11 protein-coding genes are annotated in these 8,898 nt (G+C 34.9%); 8 read left to right on the forward strand and 3 right to left on the reverse strand.

What is annotated here, in order from left to right; all coding sequences use genetic code 11:
• Nucleotides 1-249: 249 nt before the first annotated feature.
• A complete protein-coding gene (locus tag NI455_RS14625) occupies nt 250-534 on the forward strand; it encodes a DUF8583 domain-containing protein (RefSeq protein WP_004871868.1) in 285 nt (94 codons plus the stop codon).
• Here NI455_RS14625 and NI455_RS14630 read toward each other — a convergent pair.
• Entirely contained in the window at nt 531-827 is a 297-nt protein-coding gene (locus NI455_RS14630) for a hypothetical protein (RefSeq protein ID WP_005265043.1), read from the reverse strand. The genes NI455_RS14625 and NI455_RS14630 overlap by 4 nt on opposite strands.
• Nucleotides 824-1,753, reverse strand: coding sequence for a replication initiation protein RepM (gene repM / locus NI455_RS14635; protein ID WP_004871874.1), 930 nt, complete (start codon nt 1,751-1,753; stop codon nt 824-826). Before repM (NI455_RS14635) ends, NI455_RS14630 begins: the two co-directional genes overlap by 4 nt.
• An 832-nt stretch (nt 1,754-2,585) precedes the next feature.
• On the opposite strand from repM (NI455_RS14635), the gene NI455_RS14640 reads away from it, so the two are divergent.
• Entirely contained in the window at nt 2,586-2,930 is a 345-nt protein-coding gene (locus NI455_RS14640) for a DMT family transporter (RefSeq protein WP_253114809.1), read from the forward strand.
• On the forward strand, nt 2,931-3,488 hold the full coding sequence (locus NI455_RS15575; RefSeq protein ID WP_253114811.1) for a TetR/AcrR family transcriptional regulator: 558 nt from the start codon (nt 2,931-2,933) through the stop codon (nt 3,486-3,488). It abuts the gene before it with no gap.
• Nucleotides 3,489-3,505: 17 nt separating this feature from the next.
• On the opposite strand, the gene NI455_RS14650 is transcribed toward NI455_RS15575, so the two are convergent.
• Nucleotides 3,506-3,808: a hypothetical protein gene (locus NI455_RS14650; protein WP_046128218.1), complete on the reverse strand. Its 303-nt coding sequence runs from the start codon at nt 3,806-3,808 to the stop codon at nt 3,506-3,508.
• Between the two features lie 211 nt (nt 3,809-4,019).
• Here NI455_RS14650 and mobQ point away from each other — a divergent pair, with 211 nt between their 5' ends.
• From mobQ to NI455_RS15580, 5 genes are all read left to right on the forward strand, one after another.
• Entirely contained in the window at nt 4,020-5,675 is a 1,656-nt protein-coding gene (gene mobQ, locus NI455_RS14655; RefSeq protein WP_125503304.1) for a MobQ family relaxase, read from the forward strand.
• 650 nt (nt 5,676-6,325) lie between these two features.
• Nucleotides 6,326-7,237 carry a replication initiation protein RepM gene (gene repM, locus NI455_RS14660; protein WP_004733876.1) on the forward strand — a complete coding sequence of 304 codons (912 nt, stop codon included), beginning with the start codon at nt 6,326-6,328 and terminating at the stop codon, nt 7,235-7,237.
• A gap of 78 nt (nt 7,238-7,315) precedes the next feature.
• Nucleotides 7,316-7,834: a plasmid replication DNA-binding protein gene (locus NI455_RS14665; RefSeq protein ID WP_087090660.1), complete on the forward strand. Its 519-nt coding sequence runs from the start codon at nt 7,316-7,318 to the stop codon at nt 7,832-7,834.
• A 262-nt stretch (nt 7,835-8,096) separates the two neighbouring features.
• Nucleotides 8,097-8,441: an SMR family transporter gene (locus NI455_RS14670; protein WP_087090658.1), complete on the forward strand. Its 345-nt coding sequence runs from the start codon at nt 8,097-8,099 to the stop codon at nt 8,439-8,441.
• Nucleotides 8,442-8,898, forward strand: a 457-nt coding sequence (locus NI455_RS15580; protein ID WP_253114813.1) for a TetR/AcrR family transcriptional regulator, incomplete at its 3' end; no start/stop codon positions are given.

Here is an 8,898-nt window from a genome sequence, read left to right on the forward strand (position 1 = left end):
TGCAACCGCAGTTCGCCCCGAACTTCGGTTCACCGTTTTAGTGGAACAATGATAAATTGCCATGCAGTCGCCTTGGGGTGCTTTTGCTTTTGGGGTTAAGGGGATTCCCCTTACGCAAACTTTGACTTGGATGAAATCCAAGTCGTAAGTGCGCATTTCATGAAAAACACGATAGCATATTACCCGCTTGAATTTCAATTCATAGGGTCTTATGCTTGAGTGGTTTTCTATATTCCGAAATTAACCGTTATGACTAAATCTGCTGAAAATATCGAAAAGAAAATTGAAGCCCAGTTAGAGAAGCTGAAACAGTTAAAAGCACAGAAACAGGCTATTGAAGCAAGAGAACGTACCAAAAAGAAAGAACAGGAGCGCAAGGATGATACTCGGCGTAAAATTTTGCTCGGTTCTTACTTGATTAAGAAAATGCAGGCAAATGAAGCCAATAAAGAAAAAATACTCGCTGAACTCAACGAATATTTAACAGAAAATAGAGATCGACAGCTTTTTGATTTGCCCGACATTGAAGCCTAATTTTTCTTAGCTGTTTGGTTATTCTGTTCGGCTTGATACTCGGGAATGAGCGTGTTTAAAACCTTTTGAATATTGTCTTTGTCCTCTATCTGCAAATGATCCCGATAGTAAATTAAGTCCTGTATTTTGCTTTCCATCTGCATTTTTTCGGTGGGTTTGGCATTTTTGGATAGTCGGGATAATAGGAAGATATAACCGCATATATTTTCCCTCGCAATTTCATAATTTACGATGTCGAGGTATTCAACGGTCACATGCTTTAGATCGGTTGATAGGTTATTTAATTTAATCATGGCTGAAATCCTGATTTTTCTAAAATTGGATAAAGCTCTCTGAATTTTTCAGGCTCTAAAAGCATATCAGCGATACGAATAGCAAATTGTTGGTAGCTTTCTGTACCTTGTGAATATTTCCCCATTTCAGGCATTTCTGACATTTTATTCGCAAATAAATGGCGTTGTGCATCGGTCATTTTTATAAAAAAATCAGGCGTGTTTGGATCTCTTTTTGCTTCAACTTTTGGCTGTTGTTTTTGCTTAAATTTGAAAGAAAAACCTGAAATGATCCGTCCTTTTTTATGCTGTTCATACGTTACAGTAATATCAGTATGCTCATTAATTTGTTTAATTGATGGTTCAAGCACACGCTTTTTAAAGTCACTCATGGCGGTGTATTCACTATCAACAAGACCTAATCTGTTTCTAAACTCACTAAGTTCTAGTTGTGGAACTTTTCCAACTTCACGCCAAGCAATCAGCAATTCATAAAGCCTAGTGGCGTATTTACTGGTTAGGTGAGCAACTTGTTTAGCTTCATATTTTGTAAAGTGTTCTTCCAATCGTGTGATTAAAGGCACTACATCAGGAGCAAAAGTAATTTCTAACAATGCTAGGTCATCTACATAAAATATACGGCTTACCCAGCGAGATCGAACAATGCCGACTTTGCCTGTTTTTTTATATTCGGCTGTATAACTAAATTGACGATTAAACAGATTATTTACAGCTTCTCTCAAAGCTTTATATGACGCATCGGCAGATACATTGAATAGCTTGGCGTAGTCACTAGCATGTATTTCCAGTTTACTATCCGCAGTGATTCCTTGTCCCGATTCTCTAGCATTAATGATAGCTAGCATGATCAAACGTTGTTCCGTTAGCTCTAGGTTGTAACTGGCATTTATTAGAGCATTATCTTTCACGACTAAACTATTTTTCATAAGAAGAACTTATTATTATCTAATTAAAGGACAATGTAATCTAATATCTTTTTAAGGTCAATATTTATAATGTCTTTTAATTAAGAGCAAATGTCCGTTTATACAAGAGCAAATGTCCGTTTATACAAGAGCAAATGTCCGTTTATACAAGAGCAAATGTCCGTTTATATAGTCTGTAACACTTACTACACAAGGGTTTCAACCTGTCTAAAAGCATTAAAAGCTTTAAAAATAATTAAAAGCCTTTCGAGAGGGGAGTGCTTAAAACTGCCCTATGTACTCGCTAAAGCTCGTACTCTATTGAAGCTCGTTCCTCGCTTCGTGGGGCAGTTTTTAGTTAATCCTGTTGTGAAATCTAAAAGCAAAAGCATTTGTAATGTATTCGCTTCGCTCATACTTTTTGAAAAGCAAAAGCTCCAAAGTTCGCACCCATTCGGGATGCTCTGTACCTACCGTTTAAAATCGAAAGGGAGCTTGTAATCAGAGAAAAGGCGAGGGCGAAATTTTGATGATGCTCAATCGCTCGTAGACACTCGCTCGGTTCTTATTATCTAGGTTTTAATTATTTACTGGAGCTAATCAAAGTTGTGAAACATTGCTTAAATAATAGGCGTGGAACGTGAAAAATCATAAAAAAAGCCCAAACAGTGATGTTTGGGCTATAAACTTTGAAATAAGTATTTGAATTTCAAAATAAATTATAACGCATTTCGTATAAGGCGTATTATGTTAATTTTAGAAAAACTAATAGAGCATCTATAAATATATTGCACAAAATTATTTTATGTATAACATACCAATCGAATGGTATGTTATACATAAAGGTGTCGATGTGAATGCTCTTTACTTAGCCTATAGCTTATTAGGATTAGCTATAATTTCGGAAGTTATAGGTAGTACTTTTTTAGTTAAATCAGAAGGTTTCTCAAAACTATTTCCAAGTATTATGGTCCTAGTTCTATTCAGTCTAGCGTTCTATCTACTATCACACGTTATTAAGACGATTCCTTTGGGTATTGCATATGCAATATGGGCAGGAGTAGGTATTGTTCTGACCGCTATTGTTAGCCACGTTTTATTTAAACAGGCTTTAGATACTCCAGCTATGATTGGTATTGCTCTAATAGTTTCTGGAGTTGTTGTTATTAATCTATTCTCTCAATCTACAGGTCATTAAGTGAAAAAAATACAACAGCCGAAAAAACAACCGGAACTTATTCGCAAGCGGATTCTTGAACAAACAGCTATTCTCATTTCACAAAAAGGTATTTCTAATGTTTCTATTCAAAATATTGCAACAGCCGTAGGCATCACAAAAGGGGGGGTGTTTCATCACTTCCCTAATAAAGAAATTTTAATAGAAGAAATGTTTAATCAAGTAATTTTTGAGGTAGATCAAACTATTGAATATCTAATGAAACGAGATGAAAGCGAGTATGGTAAATTTACACGAGCTTATATTCATAGCTCATTTATTCATCAAATAAATGATTTTGTTTCTGCATGGTCAGCTGTATCAATGACTTTAATCACAGAGCCAACTTTTAATAAAATTTGGATGGAATGGCTAAAAAATAGATTATCTCAACATGCAGAAACGGATAGTCATCCTGATTTAGAGTTACTTCGTTTAGCAGCAGATGGGTTGTGGCTACAAAGTATTACCGGAGTCATTGATGATGAGCAATGTTCAAAATTAGAAGACGATCTGCTTAATCGAACCTATTTAACATAAAATCTCTTATGCGAAATTTAGGTCTTATCCCAAATAAATCCATTAAAAAGATCTTTATCTTTCTGCCTATTTTCTTCAGTCTTACTTTCCGTGCTTAAAAACTTTTCAAAATCGGTTAGTTGACCCTTAAAAGATTCATCATTTTTCAGTTTGTTTAGAACCCAAGCCCCCAGTAGAATTTTACGTCTAGTATCATCTTTTCTTTGTCGATCAGAATTTTTCTTTTTTTCACGAGCAGCAATAGCTTGTTTTTGTGCTTTTAGTTGTCTTAATCGTTCTTCTTGCTTTGCAATTTTTTGCTCTAAAGTTTCAACACTCATACCATCACCATCTCAAGGAATCCCCCTCAAGCATAGGTCTGTTTGAATTGAAATTCAAGACAGCCCATGCTATCGTGGTTTTCCCGAAGGGCGCACTTAGCCATTGGATTTCATCCAATGGTGCGACAAGGGGTAAATCCCCTTTGTAATCCCCTGACCAACATATACATGTTGGTAATTTCGATAAATCGAAATAAAGAGCAAAAGCAAAATGGCGATATATCATTTTTCAGTTAAAACGATTAGTAGAGGTAATGGACGATCGGCCGTTGCTTGTGCTGCATATCGTTCAAGTGAAAAATTGGTATGCGATTTTTATGGAAAAGAACAAGACTACACAAGAAAAACTGGTGTCGAATTTACAAAAATCTATGCACCTGAAAATACAAATACTGAGTTACTCAAGCGCCAAACACTTTGGAATGAAGTCGAAAAGGTTGAACGTAGAAAAGATGCATTACTTGCAAGAGAGTTTGAGATTGCATTTCCCAGTGAGTTAAACGCTGAACAGCGTGAAAATATGCTCAATGAACTTTGCCGAAACCTCGTTAAAAAATACGGTGTCATCGTTGATGCTGCTATTCATGCACCTCATACAGACAGTGGAAGTGATGAACGCAACTACCATGCACACATCATGTTCACAACCCGAAGTATTAATGAGCAGGGTGGCTTTTCAGCAAAAAAATATAGGGACTTCAGTCGTGACAATGGCACAGAAACTGTAAGCCACTGGAGAGAATCATTTGCAGAGTTATGCAATCATCACCTGGAACAAAATGGATTTGATGAACGTGTCGATCACAGAAGTTATGAAGACCAGGAAAGTGACCTAGAAGCAACTCAGCACGAAGGTCCTCAAGCGACATACCTCCGGAGACGAGGAATATTTACAGAAATTAGTCTGAAAAATGATGAAATTAAGCTACGTAATTTAAAAATCAAAAAGGTCATCGCACTGGATGAAAACATCAAAGTATCTGAGGATCTTGTTCAAAAAGTACGAAGTGAGCTTCAGTTTCAATACTCTCAAGCTGAGTATTTAGAAAAAACTTCTCAGAAACTTTCTGAATTCCAAAATGAAGAATTATCAAAATTAACAACAAAATTAAACACGATGAGTTCTGCAATATCAGAACTACGCAAAAAAGAGCCTTTATTTTTTAAAACAAAATGGATCAATCAAATAAATGACCTGATCGACCAACACAACACCCAACTAGACATCCAAAAGCATATTTCTGGTCTTAGTGAAATAGAAAAAAAAGAGAGATATTCTGATCATTTAAATAAATGGACAGAAGAAAATCAGCTGCTCCAGCCTAAAAAGTCTTTTGCAAAATTTGACGAACCGAACATCACTGTTAAACAACGAAAACTTAATGATCAAATTTCAAATATAGATCATCAAATTTCTGAAATATCACGCAGAGAAACTGAGTATCAAGAGTATGTACGCGATCAAAGACTGGAGATCATAAATAGTTATATATTTGAAGAAGATAACTATGGAAATAAATACTTTAGTCCTCAAAATGGTGAAAAACAAAAGCGACTATATGCAAAAGAAATGGAAGAGCTAAAAATCCAAAAAATGCATGCAGATTTTATAAAACCAATTGAGGTAGAAGCAGAGCAAGAATTTGCCAAAAAAAGAGCGATACAGCTCGAAAACGACCGAAAAGATCATGAATTGAGGGAACAGCAGTTGCGTAAAGAACGAGAACAACAAGAACAACTCTATGAGCAAGAAAGGCGAGAACAAGAACATATGGCATTTTTAAGACGCCAAGAATTGGAGAAACAGCAGAAAAATGAGCCTAAAAAGCCAGAACAAGACAATGATAACGATTACACACCTTGGTAAACCCTGTTTAAACGCAAAAAACCGGGGTTTTTAGCGACTTTTACTAAAAATGTAGGGAAACCATAGTCTATAAGAGTAAAAGCTCTTAGACCTCAAATGAGAGCCTTTAGCGAGTGTCTACGAGCGTCACAATGAAAGTTCGCTTATTCCCCCCTCTGAAAAACCGCTTTTTAGGTGTTATTAGAGAGTTTCTTTAGCAAGTGTCTACGAGCGTCACAATGAAGTTTTTGCTTTTCAAAAAGCATGAGCAAAGCGAATGCATTATTGCTTTTGATTTTTTTAAATTGATATATGTATTAACCAAAAAATTGTCCCTAGAATCGAGCGAAAGCGAGATTCAATAGAGTTTGAGCGTAGCGAAAACCAAGGGCAATTTTTCTTAATTGATGTTTTTAATGTTTTTAATAGTTTTTAATGTTTTTAGCCTACCTTAAAGGCTTGTAGATAAAGGGTTATAGAGGATCACCCCCTACCTTTAGCAGTATATATCCCTACCTTTAGCAGTATATATCCCTACCTTTAGCAGTATATATCCCTACCTTTAGCAGTATATATCCCTACCTTTAGCAGTATATGTTTATCTCGTTTTCTTCTTTATTTCCTACAAAAAAAAATATATAGTAAATTAATAAAAATTTTATGGTCTAATAATGAGTAAAAATATAGTCGTAAAAGCGAATATCTTGATTGAGGCAAGCTACAAACTTGATTTGGTAGAAATGCGCTTAATACTTTTAGCAATTATTGAAGCTAGAGAAAGTAAAACATTGATTGATGCTAACTCTCTGATAAAAATATCAGCTAAAAAGTATGCAGAAATGTTTGATATTAGCCTCAAAAACTCTTATTCCATGCTACGAGGGGCTTGTAAAACCCTGTTCGACAGACAATTTTCATATGTGGATTGGGATTTTGATCTATTAAGTGAAGATACTTCTAAAATCTTTTTTACTTCTCGATGGGTATCTAAGGTAGGTTATAAGCCAGGTTTTGTTTACTTATCTTTTGCTCCTGATGTCATACCATTAATAAGTCGCTTAGAAAAAGAATTTACGCGTTATGACCTTCTTCAAATAAGTAAGTTTTCTAGTATTTATGCTGTTCGGATTTATGAAATATGTATGCAATGGAAGATTGCTAAAAAGTTTTATATTTCTCTCTCTGATTTACGAAATACATTAGGTTTAACAGAAATAGAACTTTCAAGAATTGATAACTTTCAAAAGAAAGTCCTTGAAGTAGCAAAAGATCAAATTAATGAGTCTTCGGACATAACTATTGATTATAAAACCAAAAAGTCTGGAACCAAGATAACTGGCTTTGAGTTCACAATAAGATCCAAAACATCACAGCCAATTAAAATGGAAATCGCCTTAAATGATAAACAAATTCTTTTGTTCTCAAATAAGCTAGTTCATGAACCTTCATTTGCTTCAAAGTACAGCAAAGTTGGTGAAAGTTATGATGACTTCGCTATAAGAATTTCTGAAAATTTAACTATTCCTGATAAGGTTCAGGAATACTTACCCTATCTAGAAAAAGTCGGGTTCAATACTGCTTAAAATATAGACTTGTCGTTTTGTCTATTAGACAGTCTAATAGACAAGACATTTTTACAAGATTAGGCATCACTTTACATCATGAAAAGCCTTTCAGTTTTAGAGTTATCCAAGCTTTACAATATCAATAGACAGACCATCTATAATCAGATAAACAAAGGAATTTTAAGTAAAAATTCTGATAATAAGATTGATTTCTCAGAAGCCATCCGTGTATTTGGTGAACCTGCAAGAAAACAGGATGTAAAAGAGCCTGTAAAAATAGACAGTCCAACTTCGGCAGAAGTTTTACTGCTTAGACAGCAGATAGACATGCTGAAAAATCAAGTATCAGATGCCAAAGATCGAGAAGCCTTCTACCAAGAACAAATTGAAGTCATGCAACGTCTATTGGAAGCTCCAAAACCTCATGTCACTACACCTGTTGATCCTGAGCCAACTCAATCTAAGCCTGAGACAGAAGAAAAAGAGGAAGTGATCACAATCCCTCCAAAAGAACCTGAAGTAATCGAGAATAAGCGCATTCTAGTCCCGGAACATGTCCAACCGGAACCGGAAAAAAGAGGCTTTTGGAGCCGTTTTTTTAGACCCTATGATTAACTACGATTGTTTAACTGATATGAACAAAGTCGTGAAACATTGATCAAATAATAAGCGTGGAACGTGAAAAATCATAAAAAAAGCCCACCTTGGGGAAGATGGGCTATCAACTAGAAACTACAGCATTGATTTCTATAGATAATTATAACGCATTTCGTATAAGGTGTATTATGTTAATTTTAGAAAATCTAAAATAATTATTGATAATTTTTTTTTGAAAATTTAACATACCTTCCGATGGGTATTTTAGGTATGATTACTTATGAACAGTGTGTTACTCGCTTATGTATTACTTGGATTTGCAATAGTTTCCGAAGTGATTGGAAGTAGTTTTTTAGTTAAATCGGAAGGGTTTACAAAACTTTTTCCAAGCGTGATGGTCTTTATTTCTTTTAGCACGGCATTTTATTTATTATCACAAGTTATTAAAACAATCCCTTTAGGTATCGCATACGCTATATGGGCTGGTGTTGGGATTGTTCTAACTGCTGTAGTTAGCTACTTTGTTTTTAAACAGACACTAGATAATCCTGCTTTAATTGGAATTGGTTTTATCGTATCTGGCGTAATAATTATTAATTTATTTTCGCAATCAGCAGGTCATTAAGTGAAAGAAATTCGGCAACAAAAGAAGCAACCAGAGGTTATTCGAAAGCGCATCCTTGAACAGGCAACTATTCTTGTTTCTCAAAAGGGTATTTCTGGTGTTTCTATTCAAAATATTGCTACAGCAGTAGGTATAACAAAAGGGGGGGTATTTCACCATTTCCCGAATAAAAAAAATTTGATAGAAGAAATGTTCAATCAAATAATTCTTGATTTAGATCAAACAGTTGAATACTTGATTAAACGCGATCAAACAGAATATGGTAAATTCACACGAGCTTATATTCATAGTTCTTTTATCCATCAAATAGATGGGGTGGTTTCTGCTTGGTCAGCGTTATCAATGACTATGATCACAGAGCCTACCTTTAATAAAATTTGGATGGAATGGCTAAAAAATAGATTATCTCAACATGCAGAAACGGATAGTCATCCTGATTTAGAGTTACTTCGTTTAG

It is taken from the genome of Acinetobacter lwoffii, assembly GCF_024129435.1.
In the GTDB taxonomy this organism is placed as follows: domain Bacteria; phylum Pseudomonadota; class Gammaproteobacteria; order Pseudomonadales; family Moraxellaceae; genus Acinetobacter; species Acinetobacter lwoffii_F.

What these genes read in the sequence shown, in the direction of transcription:
- NI455_RS14650 (WP_046128218.1), bottom strand. Translation starts at nt 3,808, where the DNA reads ATGAGTGTTGAAACTTTAGAGCAAAAAATTGCAAAGCAAGAAGAACGA.
- NI455_RS14665 (WP_087090660.1), top strand. Translation starts at nt 7,316, where the DNA reads ATGAAAAGCCTTTCAGTTTTAGAGTTATCCAAGCTTTACAATATCAAT.
- repM (WP_004871874.1), bottom strand. Translation starts at nt 1,753, where the DNA reads ATGAAAAATAGTTTAGTCGTGAAAGATAATGCTCTAATAAATGCCAGT.
- repM (WP_004733876.1), top strand. Translation starts at nt 6,326, where the DNA reads ATGAGTAAAAATATAGTCGTAAAAGCGAATATCTTGATTGAGGCAAGC.
- mobQ (WP_125503304.1), top strand. Translation starts at nt 4,020, where the DNA reads ATGGCGATATATCATTTTTCAGTTAAAACGATTAGTAGAGGTAATGGA.
- NI455_RS14625 (WP_004871868.1), top strand. Translation starts at nt 250, where the DNA reads ATGACTAAATCTGCTGAAAATATCGAAAAGAAAATTGAAGCCCAGTTA.
- NI455_RS14630 (WP_005265043.1), bottom strand. Translation starts at nt 827, where the DNA reads ATGATTAAATTAAATAACCTATCAACCGATCTAAAGCATGTGACCGTT.
- NI455_RS14670 (WP_087090658.1), top strand. Translation starts at nt 8,097, where the DNA reads ATGAACAGTGTGTTACTCGCTTATGTATTACTTGGATTTGCAATAGTT.